Annotated in this window: 18 protein-coding genes and 2 tRNA genes; 3 read left to right on the top strand and 17 right to left on the bottom strand. The window is 68.3% G+C overall.

What is annotated here, in order from left to right; genetic code table 11:
* Positions 1 to 485: 485 nt before the first annotated feature.
* The 17 genes from VFK57_07845 to VFK57_07765 all read right to left on the bottom strand — a co-directional run bounded on the left by VFK57_07845 (position 486) and on the right by VFK57_07765 (position 13272).
* On the bottom strand, positions 486 to 980 hold the full coding sequence (locus VFK57_07845) for a hypothetical protein (protein HET7695602.1): 495 nt from the start codon (positions 978 to 980) through the stop codon (positions 486 to 488).
* A 314-nt stretch (positions 981 to 1294) separates the two neighbouring features.
* Positions 1295 to 1690 (bottom strand): PIN domain nuclease, encoded by a 396-nt coding sequence (locus VFK57_07840; protein HET7695601.1) that lies wholly within the window; start codon positions 1688 to 1690, stop codon positions 1295 to 1297.
* Between the two features lie 4 nt (positions 1691 to 1694).
* Entirely contained in the window at positions 1695 to 1898 is a 204-nt protein-coding gene (locus tag VFK57_07835; GenBank protein ID HET7695600.1) for a type II toxin-antitoxin system VapB family antitoxin, read from the bottom strand.
* Between the two features lie 385 nt (positions 1899 to 2283).
* Positions 2284 to 2571: a HEAT repeat domain-containing protein gene (locus VFK57_07830; protein ID HET7695599.1), complete on the bottom strand. Its 288-nt coding sequence runs from the start codon at positions 2569 to 2571 to the stop codon at positions 2284 to 2286.
* Positions 2572 to 2809: 238 nt separating this feature from the next.
* Positions 2810 to 3541, bottom strand: a complete 732-nt coding sequence (locus tag VFK57_07825) for a hypothetical protein (GenBank protein HET7695598.1) — start codon at positions 3539 to 3541, stop codon at positions 2810 to 2812.
* A gap of 331 nt (positions 3542 to 3872) precedes the next feature.
* A complete protein-coding gene (locus VFK57_07820) occupies positions 3873 to 4382 on the bottom strand; it encodes a HEAT repeat domain-containing protein (GenBank protein ID HET7695597.1) in 510 nt (169 codons plus the stop codon).
* Between the two features lie 771 nt (positions 4383 to 5153).
* Positions 5154 to 5230 (bottom strand) — tRNA-Asp (locus VFK57_07815).
* A gap of 60 nt (positions 5231 to 5290) precedes the next feature.
* Positions 5291 to 5362: transfer RNA gene (locus VFK57_07810), tRNA-Val, on the bottom strand.
* A 41-nt stretch (positions 5363 to 5403) separates the two neighbouring features.
* On the bottom strand, positions 5404 to 5928 hold the full coding sequence (locus VFK57_07805) for an isoprenylcysteine carboxylmethyltransferase family protein (GenBank protein ID HET7695596.1): 525 nt from the start codon (positions 5926 to 5928) through the stop codon (positions 5404 to 5406).
* Entirely contained in the window at positions 5921 to 6922 is a 1002-nt protein-coding gene (locus VFK57_07800; GenBank protein ID HET7695595.1) for a glycosyltransferase family 9 protein, read from the bottom strand. Before VFK57_07800 ends, VFK57_07805 begins: the two co-directional genes overlap by 8 nt.
* The gene (locus tag VFK57_07795; GenBank protein ID HET7695594.1) at positions 6919 to 7389 is read right to left on the bottom strand and encodes an adenylyltransferase/cytidyltransferase family protein; all 471 of its coding nucleotides are present in this window, start codon (positions 7387 to 7389) and stop codon (positions 6919 to 6921) included. The genes VFK57_07800 and VFK57_07795 overlap by 4 nt, the downstream gene beginning before the upstream one ends.
* Before the next feature lie 2 nt (positions 7390 to 7391).
* Entirely contained in the window at positions 7392 to 8423 is a 1032-nt protein-coding gene (locus tag VFK57_07790) for a PfkB family carbohydrate kinase (GenBank protein ID HET7695593.1), read from the bottom strand.
* On the bottom strand, positions 8420 to 8989 hold the full coding sequence (locus VFK57_07785) for an HAD family hydrolase (protein HET7695592.1): 570 nt from the start codon (positions 8987 to 8989) through the stop codon (positions 8420 to 8422). Before VFK57_07785 ends, VFK57_07790 begins: the two co-directional genes overlap by 4 nt.
* On the bottom strand, positions 8986 to 10041 hold the full coding sequence (gene waaF / locus VFK57_07780; protein HET7695591.1) for a lipopolysaccharide heptosyltransferase II: 1056 nt from the start codon (positions 10039 to 10041) through the stop codon (positions 8986 to 8988). The genes VFK57_07785 and waaF overlap by 4 nt, the downstream gene beginning before the upstream one ends.
* The gene (locus VFK57_07775) at positions 10038 to 11009 is read right to left on the bottom strand and encodes a lysophospholipid acyltransferase family protein (protein ID HET7695590.1); all 972 of its coding nucleotides are present in this window, start codon (positions 11007 to 11009) and stop codon (positions 10038 to 10040) included. The genes waaF and VFK57_07775 overlap by 4 nt, the downstream gene beginning before the upstream one ends.
* A complete protein-coding gene (lpxK, locus tag VFK57_07770) occupies positions 10967 to 11932 on the bottom strand; it encodes a tetraacyldisaccharide 4'-kinase (GenBank protein ID HET7695589.1) in 966 nt (321 codons plus the stop codon). Before lpxK ends, VFK57_07775 begins: the two co-directional genes overlap by 43 nt.
* Positions 11932 to 13272 carry a 3-deoxy-D-manno-octulosonic acid transferase gene (locus VFK57_07765; protein HET7695588.1) on the bottom strand — a complete coding sequence of 447 codons (1341 nt, stop codon included), beginning with the start codon at positions 13270 to 13272 and terminating at the stop codon, positions 11932 to 11934. Before VFK57_07765 ends, lpxK begins: the two co-directional genes overlap by 1 nt.
* 77 nt (positions 13273 to 13349) lie before the next feature.
* Here VFK57_07765 and gap point away from each other — a divergent pair, with 77 nt between their 5' ends.
* The 3 genes from gap to VFK57_07750 form a co-directional block, all read left to right on the top strand.
* Positions 13350 to 14357, top strand: coding sequence for a type I glyceraldehyde-3-phosphate dehydrogenase (gene gap / locus VFK57_07760; protein ID HET7695587.1), 1008 nt, complete (start codon positions 13350 to 13352; stop codon positions 14355 to 14357).
* 51 nt (positions 14358 to 14408) lie between these two features.
* The gene (locus VFK57_07755; protein ID HET7695586.1) at positions 14409 to 15599 is read left to right on the top strand and encodes a phosphoglycerate kinase; all 1191 of its coding nucleotides are present in this window, start codon (positions 14409 to 14411) and stop codon (positions 15597 to 15599) included.
* A gap of 6 nt (positions 15600 to 15605) precedes the next feature.
* Positions 15606 to 15793 (top strand): triose-phosphate isomerase (locus VFK57_07750; protein ID HET7695585.1); only part of this gene is annotated, 188 nt, incomplete at its 3' end.

The raw sequence follows: 15793 nt of genomic DNA, 5'->3' as shown, positions 1-15793 counted from the left end.
GGCGGGGTCGACGAGGCTCGAACTCGCGACCTCCGGCGTGACAGCCGTCCTTTTATGGAGGGTGCGTCGACTTCCGGACGGATCCGGGGTTCTTCGAACGGATTCCCGTCGCGCGGTAACGCGGGTGGTACAAGGAACGCTGCGAGGGGTGCCGCCCGTTTCAAGGCCGCCAGTTCGAATGGGGTGATGTTCCAACTCGTTCTTCGTGCTCTCCGCGGACGACCGCGACCTCGAGCCGAGGTCACTGCACGAAACGTGAGCCGCTGTCGACCTGAGGTTGGGAATGGCGCCAGCGTCAGGGGCATTCCTCTTGGCGAGGAAAGCCCGCCTGGCGTCGGGCGCAACGGAACCGGGTATGGAGACTCCGCCTTTCGCGTCGTCGGCAAGTGAATGCGACGGCTCCCGCCTCGCTCGTTCTCGGCACCACGAGGCTCTGACACAGACGTGACTGAGCGGCGGCGGCGCATCCGCCTCGCATCCGTCTCTCAGTTTTTCTCCACGCTGATTGTCACCGTGTTGCCACCTTGTGGCCACACGCCGGTCTGGAACCTGACCTTATAGCTGCCGCACAGCCATTCGAGCGTCCGGACCGTTCCGCCTTCCTGAGCGCGGCTGACGTTGCGCACCTCACAACGCGCTCCGGACGGCAATGCCTGCGCCAGTTGATCGGCGATCTCTTCGGCGCTGGGCGTGAATCCCGGTCCCCAGGCGAACGACACGCTATGAATGCGACCGTCGGCCGTGCGCATGCCGATACCCGGCTTGGCAGGACTGCGCTCGATGGGCTGAATCGACCACCCCCCGTCGATCCGCTGCACGTTGTACTTGTTGCGCAACTGTTGCACGGCCGCGGCGTCGGGCGCGCCGAGCTTCAACGGTACGGAGTCGATCGAGAGCTGTTGCGCCGTCGCGGTGCTGAACGACACGATGCTCGCAGCAAACACCATCAACCAGAGGCAGACGTATCGGACTCTTTCCATCGGGCGGAATCTGGCTTCCCTATTACCGGTGAGAGCAGCGCGCGCCGTAACGTGTCTGTTCACTTGACCTTCGGTACGCGAGTTCGCCCGATGATGACCTGCGGAAGGCCCACGGCAGGATCGTACTCGACGATGTTGCCAAATGGCGTGCCGACGTACGACGGCACCTTTAGCGCGTCCGCCCTCTGTTTGTCCGGCGCCGACAGGCCGTTGAAGGATGCCGCCCGTTTCAGGGCCGCCGGTTCGGACTTGCTTCTGTTCGTTCCACCGAAGCGAGACAGCGAGCGAGGTCTATTGCCGCCGGGACCCCGCCGTCAGGCGTGAATGATCGAGAGCTCGAGGAACTTCTCGAACGGATCGAAGTCCCGGTCCCGATGAATGAGCGCGTGCTGCGCGCGAATGCAGAACGTCGCAATCAGGCAGTCGATCGTTTTGCGAACAGTATGGCCGTGGGCGCGAAGCGTCCGATAGTTGTGCGCGGCGTCACGAGCCAGATCGGGGCCGCACACGTCGAACACCTCAAGCTTGAGCAACTCACGTTCGACTGCCTTCGCGGCAACCTCGTCGCGAACGCCTTGGAGCACCTCGCAGAGGATGAGATCCGTGAGACCGAGACGCTGTCGCTCCAGCGCCGCGTGCACCCAGTCCGTCTCGGGATTCGTGACGCCGCGGAAGTAATCGACCCAGACGGTCGTGTCGACGATGACCACGGCGCTACTCCGCCGCGCGCCCCTGACGCGAGGTCTCGAGGTCTCCGTCCCAGGCGACCTTGCCGCGCAGGCGACGAATGCTCTTCTGACCGCGCGTGCGAATCAGCAGACGCAAGCCCGCTTCGACAGCCGCGCGCTTGGTGCGCGCGCCGCTGCTGCGCATCGCCTGCCGCATCAAGCGATCGTCGATGACGATGTTGGTCCGCATGAACCCTCCCCATGTGTAAGTGTGACTGATTTGTGTGTATCAGTCAATCGCGGGATGGCTCTTGGGCCCGTTCTCGATGAACTCGTGTTCGTGGACGGATGCACGACCGGTATCTTCATCACCGAGCCCGCCGCCGGAGGCATCCGGCCGACCAAGGATGTCGACGCGATTGTCGACTGTCGACCTGAGATTGGGAATGGCGCCAGAGGGGCATTCCTCTTGGCGAGGAAAGCCCGCCTGGCGTCGGGCGCAACGGAACCGGGTATGGAGAGTCCGCCTTTCGCGTCGTCGGCAGTGAATGCGACGGCTCCCGATGCCGGTGACCCTACCTCGGCTGCCGGCCGTTCCTGCACGAGGTGTCGCGGTTAGGGACAGGCAACTCCGCTCACTTCTCCGATCGCCGGTTTATCTCGTCGATCGCCTCTCGCGCTTCGAGGGCCACGGCGCGCCCGTAGGAGTTCGTGAGTGTCGACCCCGTGGCAAGCCTTCTCAGAGAGACGAAGTCGTCCGCTGTGCCGACAAACCGCAGCGCGAAGACGCAGGAGAACACAACGTCGGCGTGATCATCGCTCAAGTTCCGAATCAGGATGTCGCGGGCTTCGTGATCCGCCAGGTATCCGAGCGATTCGACGGCTTGGTCGCGCAGTGCCGGTGGTTCGTTCCGATCGTCCAGAACCTGTCGGCGCTGGGGTTGGCGCCAGCGTCAGGGGCATTCATCAGAAGCTTCGCGATAGAACTCCCGCCATAGTCGGGTCCGCGTCTTTGAAGACTCTACGATGAACCACGACAGGATCGATGACAGCAAGAATGGACAGGGTCAACCCGACGACCACGTTGAACCGCACGGACTCCTCAAGGGCCACCGGTTCAAACCGGAAGGCGACCTGGCGTCCGATCTCGGTGATCGACGATCACTGCCGAATGTGAATTCCGCTGGTCTTCACAGACGCTCGCAAATCGTCGAGCATAGGCGTCGGAAGCGGCAGCAACTGCTCAGTGCGAGACGCGCGACCGTGACTGGGAGACAATCTCACGCTCGTCACCACGACAACTTCGGCACGCCGTTCCAACGTCTGAATCGCGGCCCGAAGCGCGGCGACTCCAGACATGACGTTGGGGTTGGCAACGATGTCGTCCGCGGTCTTGTCGCGCGGCGCCGTCGGCAACACGAGAAACTGCCATGCGCCCTCGGGCGAGCGCCAACAGTACAGTTCGTACACCTTGTGAACCGGGGCCGCCGCGTCGATGGCAATCCGGCGTTTGCTGGCGGTGTTTTTCAGGTCGTCGAGGATCTGCTGCGGAGGGATGCGCAGTCGTTCGCTTCCGGGGGCGGGCCCGAGGCGGCCGAGGGCTCCCAACTCGGTGACGACGATGATCTGCGCGCCCGGCGGAAGCGTGTCGAGACGACGTCGAAACGCCTCGACGCCACTCATCAGCTCTGGATTGTGGAAGACCTCAGCGGCGGTCTTCTCGCGGCTTGTATTCGGCAACAGCACGAATTGCCAGGCGGCCTGCGGTGTCTGCCAGCAGTACAGTTCGTAGATTTCCGTGACCGGCGGTTTGTCACTCTGCTGAGGGTGCATCGCGGGGAGACACATATTCCCGACCATCAGTAGAGGCACACACACCATCACAGTTCTCATCGTTAGCCTCCTCCCTGCTTGGGAGCGCCGGAGTGCCCCGCGCACGCTGACCTTCATCAATAAAAGACCCGTTCGAGCTTCGCTTTCGCACGTTTGAAGAACGTGCGGGCTCAAGAGTCACGCCGTCGCTTTGGCCGGTATCGGCCGACGAGCAATCGGCACTTGGCGAGGAAAGCCCGCCTGGCGCCAGGCGCAATGGAACCGCGTCATTGAGAGTCCGCCTTCCGCATCGTTCGGCACGTGAATGCGACGGCTCCCGATGCCGATGGCCTTACCTCGTCTGCCGGCCGTTCCTGCACGAGGTGTCGTGGGTAGGGACAGGCAACTCCGCTCACTGCTCCGATCGCCAGTTTATCTCCTCGATCGCCTGTCGCGCTTCGAGGGCGACGGCGCGCCCGTAGGAGTTCGTGAGTGTCGAATCGGTGGCAAGCCTTGTCAGAGGAGTGACGTCGTCCGGGATGCCGACGAATCGCAGCGCGAAGGCGCAGGAGAACACGACGTCGGCATGATCGTCGCTCAGGTTGCGAATCAAGACATCTCGGGCTTCGTGATCCGCCAAATATCCGAGCGATTCGGCGGCTTGCTCGCGCAGGGCCGGCGTCTCGTTCCGATCGTCCAGAATCCCCCGCAAGGTGGGTGACGCCTCGGCGACCCGCCACGTGCCAAGCACCGAGGCCGCCGCGACGCGCCGCTCGTCATCGGTGCCTTGGATCAACAGCGCCAGCAGCTGGGGAATAGCGCCAGCGTCGTTCGCGTCGATCAGCAGCTTCGCGGCCTCCCAGAGGGCGACCGAGTCGCCGCTGTGCAGTTCTTCGAGCGCCCTTGCGGTCTCGTTCGTCATCTCTGTGTACAGCGAAGACCCGGCGGCTCCATCGATTACCCCACCCCGCCGACTATCGCGACGACAGCAGGAACGGCGAGCGCAGTCCAAGGAACGAGCAGTATTCTGAAGCGTCGAATCAACGCCCTCGCTCGAGGCCTCGACGGAGTGTGGCGAGGACTCCCTCTCCAGATCATTGAGATCTCGCCTGAGCGCACGTCCGGTCGATTAGGTCTGTTTCAGGTTCTCGACCATCACTCGTGCTGCCCAGCGAATGGGTTCCCGATTGTCCTCGAGGTACGCTTCTACGTCTCGCATATACGCTTCGTCGCGAGTCAACACCGCCAACGCGGTGAACACGACAGGTAGTCAACGACAGCATCGATTGGGCTTGATCCGATTTCGTGGACACTTTCCGAAAGGCGGATACGATGTCCACGAAATCGGATAAAGCCCACCTCACGCTGCGCGAGTACCATGTCCGGGCACGACTGATCGGGGCGCTCCGCTTGTTCGTCAGCGGAGGACACGATGCGCGAAGTGCGCTACACGCGGCCGGGTGGTCGAGTCCGAAATGCTTCTATCGGTCGCTGCTGCGTGTCACGGGCATGAGCGTGGGTCAGATCCGAGCGCTCGATTCCGAATCGGTATTGCGGCTTGTCGCGCTCCCCGGCGCAAAGCAGCAGACGGCAGGGCCGCGTCTAGGGCGCACCCCTCATGCACCCCAGACAGAGATCGGGCTGTCACCACCCGATCCGATCGACTGTAAGTGATTGTTTTCTAAGGAGTAAATGGCGGGGTCGACGAGGCTCGAACTCGCGACCTCCGGCGTGACAGGCCGGCGTTCTAACCAACTGAACTACGACCCCGTGAAACGTATTCAATTGTCCTGCACACTGCAGCTCGCTCGCCATCACCGAGCGGAAGTGTGGGCGGTGCAGGGCTCGAACCTGCGACAGCCGGCGTGTAAAGCCGGTGCTCTACCACTGAGCTAACCGCCCCGACACGGCCCAACGTCACTGGCCCGAACGGCCATTATAGCTCACAAAAAGAGCTTTGCCGCCAGCAGCGCGAAAGTGCCCAGCACGCCGAGCAGCGCGCGGTACTCGCGATTGCGGACCGCGCGCGCCGCGCTGAAGCGCCGCGGCTCAGGCGCGGCCGCTCCCTGGCGGTACGCGGGATAGCGCTCGCCGAACTTGTCGGTGAGGTGCGCCTCTTCGGATCGGATCGCGGCGGTGATCGTCGCGGCGAGGTAGGCGATCACGACCGCCGCGGCCGCGATGCTGTTCGAGGCGACGGCGAAGCCGGCCCCCATCACCGCGGATCCGGCATACAGCGGGTGCCGCGTGAACGCGTACGGTCCGCTCGTCGTCACCTCGCGACCCTTCTCCAGGTGGCCGGCGGCCCAGATCCGCAGCGCTTCGCCCGCGGCCGCCAGCGCGGCGCCGATCGCCAGCGACCGCGGCGTCGGATCCGCCAGCCAGAACGCGAGCAGCGCCAGCGCGTATCCCAGCGGCACGCGCCGGCGCGCGAGCGCCTCGGTGATTCGCGGCGATCCATCAGCCACGCCGCCTCCGTGCCACCAGCGTGCGCTGCACCGCGGCGCAGACCTCGGCGAGCTGCACGCCGCCGAGACACCATTGCGCTTTGTGACAGCGCCGCGCGTAATGGCAGCCGCACGCGTCGTAGCGCGAGACGACCGCGTCCGTCTTGTCGAAGGGACCGTTCCGATCCGGATCGGTGGGGCCGAACAGGCTGACCGTCGGCGTGCCGACGGCGGCGGCGATGTGCAGCGGGCCGGTGTCCCCCGAGACGACGAGCGACGCCGCCCGCGCGAGCGCCACGAGATCCACGACGCCGGTCCGCGGCGCCTCGACCGCCGTACCCGACGATCCGGCCGTCACGCGCGCGGCGAGCGCTTCCTCGCCCGGCCCCCAGAGCACCACCGGCTCGAGGCCGCAGGCTTCGCGCAGGAATGCCGCGAGCTGACCGAAGCGCTCCGGCGGCCAGCGCTTGTTCGGCCACGCCGCACCGGCGTTGATCAGGGCGAACGGACGCGGGCCGATGCGGTGCCGCAGCGCTTCGAGCGCGGGCGATGGCACATCGCCGAGCGGAAAGGTGATGCTCTCGTCTTCCACGCCGACGGCGCGCAGCAGGCGCAGGTTCTTGGCGATGACGTGCCCCCCTTCCGCCTCGTGCGCGTCCGAGTAGAACGGCCTCGCGGTCTTCTCGCGCAGGTGCCAGATCGAGAAGCCGACGACCCGCGGCGCCCCGGACGCGCGCGCCAGCACCGCGGACTTGAGCAGTCCCTGCAGATCGATCGCCACGTCGTACGGCACCTGGCGCAGGGTGCGGATCACCGCCGACCATCCGGGCAGGGTCGCCCGCTCCAGCGCAATCGCCCGATCGACCGCCGTCACCAGCTCGACGATCGGCCGATGCCGGGCGTCGACGAGCCAGTCGATGTGCGCGGTCGGAAAGGCGCGGCGCAGCGCCGCCGCCGCCGGAATGGTGTGGACCACGTCGCCGAGCGCGCCGAGGCGGACGATGAGGAAGTTCATCGCTCGCGGATCCGCGCCAGCAGGTCGCGGGTGGAATGGTCCTTCGGATCGCCGACGATGGCGATGCGGCCGCCGTAGGCGCGCACGGTGTCGCGCTCGGGCACGGTGTCGGCCGTATAGTCGGTCCCCTTGCAGTGCACGTGGGGCTCGATCGCGAGCAGGAGCGGCGTCACCGTCGGTTCCGGGAACAGCACGACGTAGTCCACGCCGCGCAGGGCGGCCACCAGCTCGGCGCGATCGTCGGCGCCGAGGATCGGACGGCCCTGGCCCTTCAGTCCGCGCACCGACTCGTCGTCATTGACGGCGACGACCAGGCGATCCGCCTCGCGGGCCGCCGCCTGCAGGTAGCGCACGTGCCCGACATGCAGCAGGTCGAACGCGCCGTTGGCGAAGGCGATGGTCCGGCCGGCGGATCGATCGGCGGCGATCAGCCGGAGCAGCTCCTCCCGCGACACGACCCGTCCCATCGTCAGGCAGGGCGGCCGATGGTGCCGCCGCTGATCGAGTAGCGCAGCTCGCTGGCGCCGACGGTGGCGGTGCCGCGCTTCATCACCGCCAGCCCGCCGGCATGATTGGCGAGGTGCGCCGCTTCCTCGAACGAGGCGCCGGCGCTGATCGCCAGGGTGAGCGTGGCGATCACCGTGTCGCCGGCGCCGGTCACGTCGGCGATCTGATCCGAGCCGACGATTGGAATATGGCGCGTCGGCTGGTCCGGCTCGAAGAGCGCCATCCCGCGGCTGCCGCGCGTCACCAGCACCGCGGCGGCACGCGTCTTCTTCAACAGCGTGCGTCCGGCGCGCTCCAGCGCGCGCAGGTCGTCGCCGATCCGGATGCCGAGCGCGTGCTCGACTTCGGACTCGTTCGGCGTGCAGGCGGTGATGCCGTGGTAGCGCAGCAGGTCGTAGCGCGTGTCGAGGATCACCGGCACCCGGGGCGTGTCGCGCTCGCGGCGGATCGCATTCACCAGCGCCGGCGTGACCAGACCGCTGCCATAGTCGGAGACGATCACCGCGTCCACGCCGCGAAGCGCGCGCCTCGCATGCGCCGCGAACGCGTCGCGGATGCGCCGGTCCTTCCTGAGATCGGCGGACGCGCGATCGATCCGGACGACCTGCTGCTTGGCGGAGTGAACGCCGCCGGCGAGAATCCGCGTCTTCGTGGGCGTGGCGTAGCCCGCCGGCCGCAGGACGTGGCTCACGTCCACGTCGTGCCGCTTCAACGTGGCGAGCAGCCGGCGGCCCGCTTCGTCGCGGCCGACCAGCCCGGCAACCCGCACGTCGCCGCCGAGCGACGCGACGTTCCCCGCGGCGTTGCCGGCGCCGCCGGGGACCACTTCGGTGGAGTCGTAGTTGAGGATCAGCACCGGCGCTTCACGCGACACCCGGGCGATCTCGCCGTAGATGAACTCGTCGGCGATCAGATCGCCGATGACGGCGACGCGGCTGCCGGCGATCGCGTCGACCAGCGCGAGCAGCCGTCCGGGCTCGATGGTGGTTCTCATGCCTGCTGCAGAATCCATGCGGCTGCGGCCGCGAGATCGTCGACGATCGTGGCGCCGGCCAGGCCCGCGCCCCCCTGCCGTTCCTGATCCAGCCCGACCCCGGTGCGCACGAGCACGCCGCGGACCCCGTCGGCCTGCCCGGCGCCGAGATCCTGCCATCGATCGCCGACGACGAACGACCGCGGGAGATCGAGGCCGAGATCGGCGGCGGCCCGCCGCAGCAGACCCGGCTGCGGCTTGCGGCAGTCGCACGCGCGCAGCGACGGGTCGATCGCGCTGGGATGGTGCGGGCAGTAGTAGAAGGCATCGATCCGTCCGCCGCCGGCCGCAACCCGCGCGCCGATGTGCAGGTGCGCCTCGCCGACGAACGGCTCCGGCACGATGCCGCGCCCGATCCCGGACTGATTGGTGACCACGACCACCGCGAAGCCGGCGTCGTTGAGCGTGCGGATCGCGTCGACGCTGAACGGGAAGAAGCGGATCCGGTCGAGGCGATCGGGATAGCCCGCTTCTTCGATGATCGTGCCGTCCCGATCGAGGAACACGGCGCGCCGCGTGCCGCTCATGCGGAACGGTCCGGCGACGGACGCGCGGCCGGCGGCGTCCCGCCGGCGAGATGGGCGCTCACGGAGGTCAGCACGCTCTCCACGTCAATGCGTTTCATGCACCGGTGATCGATCGGACAGTCGCGCAGCATGCACGGGCGGCAGAAGACGTCGCGCACGATGACGTCGGCGTGCCCCGCCGGCGCCGTCGCCCGCTCGTCGGTCGGACCGAAGATGGCCGTCAGCGGCACGCCGAGCGCCGCGGCGACGTGCATCGCCCCCGAGTCGTTCGAGACGAACGCCGCGCAGCGCGCCACGACGCCGACCAGCTCGCGCAATGACGTGCGGCCGATCAGATCCACCAGGCGCGCACCCGGCGGCAGCGTCGATTCTATCGCACGCGCGGTGGGACGGTCGCCGCGCGCGCCGACCAGGACCGCGGTGACGCCCCGCGCCGACAACGCGGCAATCACCTGCGCCACGCGCGCCGGCGGCCACCGCTTGGCCTGGCCGTAGGCGGCGCCGGGCGCGAATCCGACCAGCGTCGCGCCGGCCTCGACGCCGGCGGCGGCGAGCAGCGCGTCAGCCCTGGCGCGCGCCGCGGGGGACGCCTGGATCCGCGGCCGCGCCTCGGCGAACTCAGGCACCGCCAGACCGAGGCCGCGCGCCAGCGCCAGGTAGTACTCGATCTGGTGCACCGTCCCTTTCGGGCGCGGCACACTGCGGGTGAGCAGCAGGCCGCGGCCGGACGCTCGATATCCCCAGCGTTCGGGCACGCCGCTGCGGCGCGCCGCCCAGCCGCTGCCGAAGGAGTTGGTCAGCAGCAGCAGCGCGTCCCCGCGCGCGGCGCGCAGCTGCTCGACCTCGCGATCGCGATCCAGCGTGAGGATCTCGTCCGGCGCCGCCGGTGTGCGCTCCTCGAACAGCGGCGCGACCGGCGCGGGGGCGGCGACGATCACGGTGCGCCCCTCGAATGCACGCCGCACCGCGCCCAGCGCCGGCAGCGCCATGACCGCGTCGCCGAGCCAGTTGGGCACGCGCACGATCAGCCGCGCGATCGATCCGGTGATCATTCCTCCTCAGTCGCGGCGGACGGAAACATGCCGCGCGCCGCGTCGGCCGGCGGCTCGACGTCGCGCCACCGCCGGTGCATCCACAGCCAGAGGCCGGGATAGCGGCGCACGTACATCTCGAGCACGTCGGTGCAGCGCTGGGTGAAGTCGCGCAGCGCGTCGGGGTGATCGGGGCGCGGCGGATCGACGGCATGCTCGTAGACCATGCGGAACCGGCCGCCCGGCAGCGGCAGCGCAAAGACCGGAATGACCGGCGCGCCGGTGCGCAGCGCCAGGGCCGCCAGCGCCGACGTCGTCGCCGCCGGACGATTGAAGAAGTCGACGTAGACCGCGTCGGCCGTCTGGATGTGCTGATCGATCAGCACCGCCACCGCCTGATTCGCCGCCAGCGCGCGCAGCACCCGGCGCACCGCGCCGCGCCGGTAGATCACCGAGTTGCCGGTGCGTCCGCGGACCTCTTCGAGCAGCGCGTGAAGGCGCGGGTTGTCCAGCGGCCGCGCCAGCACCGACATCGGCTGCAGCGCCAGCGCGTGGACCAGCGCGTTGATCTCCCAGTAGCCGAAGTGCCCGGTGAACAGCAGCACGCCGCGCCCGAGAGCGTGCGCCGCACGGACCCGCTCGTCCCCTTCGAACTCGACCCGCGCCAGCATCTGTTGCGGCGTCATCGTGCTGAACTTCAGCAGCACGGTCAGCAGCCGGCCGAAATGCGCGAACATCTCGCGCGCGATCGCCGCGCGCTCGCCGGCCGATCGCGCCGGAAAGGCGGCTTCGAGATTCTTCAGCGCAAGGCGGCGGTGCGGCGCGTCGAAGGCGTGAAAGGCGCGGCCGAGCAGCGTGCCGACGGCGATCGCGGCCCCCATCGGCAGCACGCGCAGCGCGCCGCGACACGCCGTCACCACGGCGTACTCCAGCCGGTGCTGCAGACTCACGGCGTCGAACGCGCCGCCGACAGACGCGTCCTCAGCCACGCATCGAAGCCGGCGGCATCGTCCAGCTCCAGCGTCAGCGGCACGTAGCTCACCGGGACGGCGAACGGCCGGAACGGGAGCAGGCGGACGAAGTCCTTCTCCGTCGTGACAATCGCCGGCGCCCCCGCCGCCCGCGCGGCGGCGGCGATGTCCTCGAGATCGGCCGCGGAGTACCTGTGATGATCGCGATAGCGCATCTCGCGCGCGATGGTCCAGCCCGCCGCCCGCAGATCGCGGAAGAAACCCGACGGTTCGGCGATGCCGGCGACCGCGACGACGGGATGGGCGATCGGCGCCCCCTGCTGGCGGCGGCGAGCGTGCCACGTCGGCCGTCCGCCATCCGCCATCCGCTCGCGGCACTCCAGGCAGATCAGCGCGTCAGCGGCGGCGAGCGCGTCCACGGGCTCGCGCAGGCGGCCGGACGGCAGGGTCCTGGGCTGCGAGGCTTCTGACGGGAGATCCGCCTCGCCGACCACCACGATGTCGGCGTCGCGATGCAGGGGAAAGTGCTGGAACCCGTCATCCAGCACGTGCACGGTCGTGTCGAGATGGTGCTCGGCCAGGCGGCCGGCGAGGTAGCGATCCGGGCAGACCAGCACGCTGACCCCTTCCAGTTGGCGCGCCAGCATCAGCGGCTCGTCTCCGGCGCGATCGAGATCCGCGCGGATGCCGTTCGGATCGCGCACGACGACGACGCCATCCGCGGCGTCGCGCCGCCCGTAGCCGCGGCTCAGGATTGCGGGCCGCTCGCCGAGATCGCGCAGCCGCGCGGCGACGTATGCGGCGAGCGGCGTCTTCGCCCGGCCGCCTGCGGCGATGTTGCCGATGCTGAGCACCGGACGCGAGAGCCGGCGGCGCAGGTCGGGGTGCGTGGCGAAATGGCGGCGGCGGCGACGCGCGGCCGCGGCGTAGAGGCTGGCGATCAGTGGACCACCCGGAACGGACGGACGTTGCCGGGATCCTGCGGCGGCAGCACGCGGGCAATCGCCGTCATCGTCTTGCCGCGGGCGCCGCGGTTGGCCTCGACCAGCGCGCGCGCCGCCGCGCCGAGCCGCGCCCGACGTACCGGATCCGCCAGCAGCGCCATCAGCGCGTGTTCCAGCTCGCGCGCCGTCCGGACCTGGACGGCGGCGTCGTTGTCGATGAACGCGCGCGCGATCTCGGCGAAATTCTGCATGTACGGGCCGAACACGATCGGCTTGCCGAACACCGCCGGCTCGAGGATGTTGTGGCCGCCCTGATCGACCAGGCTGTCGCCGACGAACACCGCGGTGGCGACCTGGTAGAGCTGCGCCAGCTCGCCGATCGTATCGAGGACGACGATGTCCTGCCGCGGCTCCGCGTCGACCGGCAGCTCGCTGCGGCGGGCGACGTTCCATCCCCCGCGGCGCGCGAGCTGCTCGACCTCGTCGAAGCGCTCGGGCTTGCGCGGCGCGATGATGAGCAGCACGTCGGGGACGCGGGCGCGGATCCGCTGGAACGCCTCGAACACCGGGATCTCTTCACCCTTCAAGGTGCTCGCCGCGATGATCACGGGACGATCGGGGCTGATGCGGAAGTAGCGCAGCACCCGATTGCGGCCGCGATCGGCGGGCGTCGCCGAGGCCGCCCCCGGCAGCTCGAGCGAATCGAATTTCAGGCTCCCGGTGACGACGACGCGATCCGGCTCGGCGCCCATCTCGATGATCCGCCGCGCCGATTCCTCGCTCTGCATGCAGAAGCGATCCACCTGCGCGAGCACGCGCGTGAAGAACGGGCGGGCGAGACGGTAGCGCGGATACGACCGCGACGAAATCCGGCCGTTGACGAGCACCGTCTTGATCCCGGCGCGGTGGCAGGCGCGCAGCAGGTTGGGCCAGATCTCCGTCTCCATCATGATGAACATCTTCGGCTTCACCAGCCGCAGCGTCCGGTTCACGACGAAGCCGAGGTCGAACGGGAAATAGAACACCTCGTCGACGTACTGCAGGTTGTTGCGCGCCACCTGCTGCCCCGTCATCGTCGTGGTCGAGAGGAACAGCCGGTGGCGCGGATAGCGCTCGCGCAGTTGAGGCAGCAGCGCCCGCGCGGTCAGCACCTCGCCGACCGACACCGCGTGGATCCAGATCGACTGCTCGCCGTCGAGATTGAACGAGATCGGCAGGTAGCCGAGGCGCTGGCGGAGGCTGCCGATGTACTTGCGATACCGCAGCGCCTGCCAGGCCAGGTACGGCGACATGACGAGGAAGAAGGCGACGATCAGGACGCTGTAGAGGGCGTACACCGCGGCAATGGACTGATTAATCGCCTAGTTTAGACTAGAATGTTCGTTTTGCCACACGTGCGGGCGGAGGCTGGTGAATGGCCACTAAAGTTGGTATCAACGGGTTCGGGCGGATCGGGCGCAACATCATGCGCGCCGCCATGGGTGCGGGGGATCTGGATTTCGTCGCGGTGAACGACCTGACGAACGCGGGTACGCTCGCGCACCTGCTGAAGTACGACTCGATCCTGGGCAATCTCAAGGCGGACATCAAGGCCGAGGGCGACAGGATCACCGTCGACCGCGAGCAGTTCCAGGTGCTGTCGGTGAAGGATCCGGCGCAGCTGCCGTGGAAGGATCTCGGCGTCGAGGTCGTGTTCGAGTCGACCGGGCTGTTCACCGATCGCGACGCGGCCGCGAAGCACCTGGCCGCGGGCGCGAAGAAGGTGATCATCACCGCGCCGGCGAAGAAGCCCGACTTCTCGGTCGTGCTCGGCGTCAACGAGCAGAAGTACGACCCCAAGGCGCACCACATCATTTCCAACGCGTCGTGCACGACCAACTGCCTGGCGCCCCTCGCCAAGGTGCTGCAGGAGACGTTCGGCATCCGCAAGGGCTGGATGACCACGTGCCACTCGTATACCAACGACCAGCAGCTGCTCGACCTGCCGCACAAGGATCTGCGGCGCGCCCGGGCGGCGGCGCTGTCGATCATCCCCACGACCACGGGCGCGGCGACGGCGGTCGGCGAAGTGATGCCGGATCTCAAGGGCAAGCTCGACGGCATCTCGCTGCGCGTGCCGACGCCGAACGTCTCGTGCGTCGATCTTGCGGCGCTCCTCGACAGGAAGACGACCGGCGAAGAAGTCAACGCCGCATTCAAGCAGGCGGCGGACGGCGCGCTGAAGGGCATCCTCGAATACGTCGAGGCGCCGCTGGTCTCGATCGACTTCCGCGGCAACCCGCACTCGTCGATCATCGATGCGCCGTACACCAAGGTCATGGACGGCGACTTCGTGAAGGTCCTGGCCTGGTACGACAACGAGTGGGGCTATTCCAATCGTTGCGTCGACTTGCTGCGGTTGATGGTGAAGAAGGGCATCTAGCGTGAGATCGTCCGTGACAGCCGGTCGAGCCAGCCGGGGAGACTTCGTTTCGTGAACAAGCGTTCGATCAAGGATCTCGACCTCGAGGGGCGGCGCGTGCTGATGCGCGTCGACTTCAACGTCCCCATCAAGAACGGCGAGATCAAGGACGACACGCGGATCCGCGCGTCGCTGCCGACGATCCAGTACGCGCTGGAGCACGGCGCGCGCGCGGTGGTGCTCTGCTCGCACCTCGGGCGTCCCAAAGGCAGACCGGCGCCGGAGTATTCGCTTCGGCCGGTGGCGGACCGCCTGTCGCAGCTGCTCGGGAAGCCCGTCGCCTTCGCGGAGGACTGCGTCGGCGAGCCGGCGCGCAAGGCGGTGGACTCCGTGCCCGCCGGCGGGGTGGTGCTCCTCGAGAACCTGCGGTTTCATGCCGAAGAGGAGAAGAACGACCCGGCGTTCGCCGCCCAACTCGCGGGGCTCGCGGACGTCTACGTGAACGACGCGTTCGGGTCGGCGCATCGCGCCCACGCGTCGACCGAAGGGGTGGTCCGGCACGTCAAGGAATCGGCGGCGGGGCTGCTGATGGCCGCCGAGCTCGAGCATCTCGGGCGCGTGCTGCACCAGCCGGACCGGCCGTTCGTCGCCATCCTCGGCGGCGCCAAGGTTTCGGACAAGCTCGAGGTCATCGAGAACCTGATTCCGCGCGTCGATGCGCTGCTGATCGGCGGCGCGATGGCCTACACGTTCTTCCAGGCGCGGCAGCTGCCGGTCGGCAAATCGCTGGTGGAACCGGAACTGGTGGACGCGGCGCGCCAGATCGAAGCGCGCGCGAAGGCGCGGGGGCTGCGCCTCGAGCTGCCCTCCGATCACGTCGTCGCGCCGAAGCTCGAGGCCGGCGCGCCGGCGGAAACGCTGGCCGTCGGCGACCCGGCGATCGGCGATCGCATGGGACTCGACATCGGCCCGAAGACGATCGAAACCTATCGATCGGTGATCGGCGGAGCGAAGACGGTGATCTGGAACGGACCGATGGGGGTGTTCGAGATCGACGCGTTCGCGAAGGGCACGCTTGCGGTGGCGGACGCCGTCGCCTCGGTGCGCGGCACGACGGTGATTGGCGGCGGCGATTCGATCGCGGCCGTGGCCAAGGCCGGCGTGACCGACCGCATCACGCACATTTCGACGGGCGGCGGCGCGTCGCTCGAGTTCCTCGGCGGACGCGAGCTTCCGGGCGTCGCCGCGCTGCCGAACAGGTAGACACTTATGAGCCGCACACCTTTCGTCGCCGCGAACTGGAAGATGTACAAGACCGTCCACGAGACGGTCGCGTTCGTCAAGGAGCTGCGCAGCCTCGCGAAGGACGTGCACGACGTCGAGATCGTCATCGCGCCGCCGTTCACGTCGCTGCGGACGGCGGTGGAAGCGGCGCACGCCTCGGCGATCGGCATCGC

The organism is Vicinamibacterales bacterium (assembly GCA_035699745.1).
Taxonomy (GTDB): Bacteria; Acidobacteriota; Vicinamibacteria; order Vicinamibacterales; family 2-12-FULL-66-21; genus JAICSD01.
The sequence above is the reverse complement of the archived record's forward strand: the minus strand, read 5'-3'. Positions and strand labels throughout refer to the sequence as shown.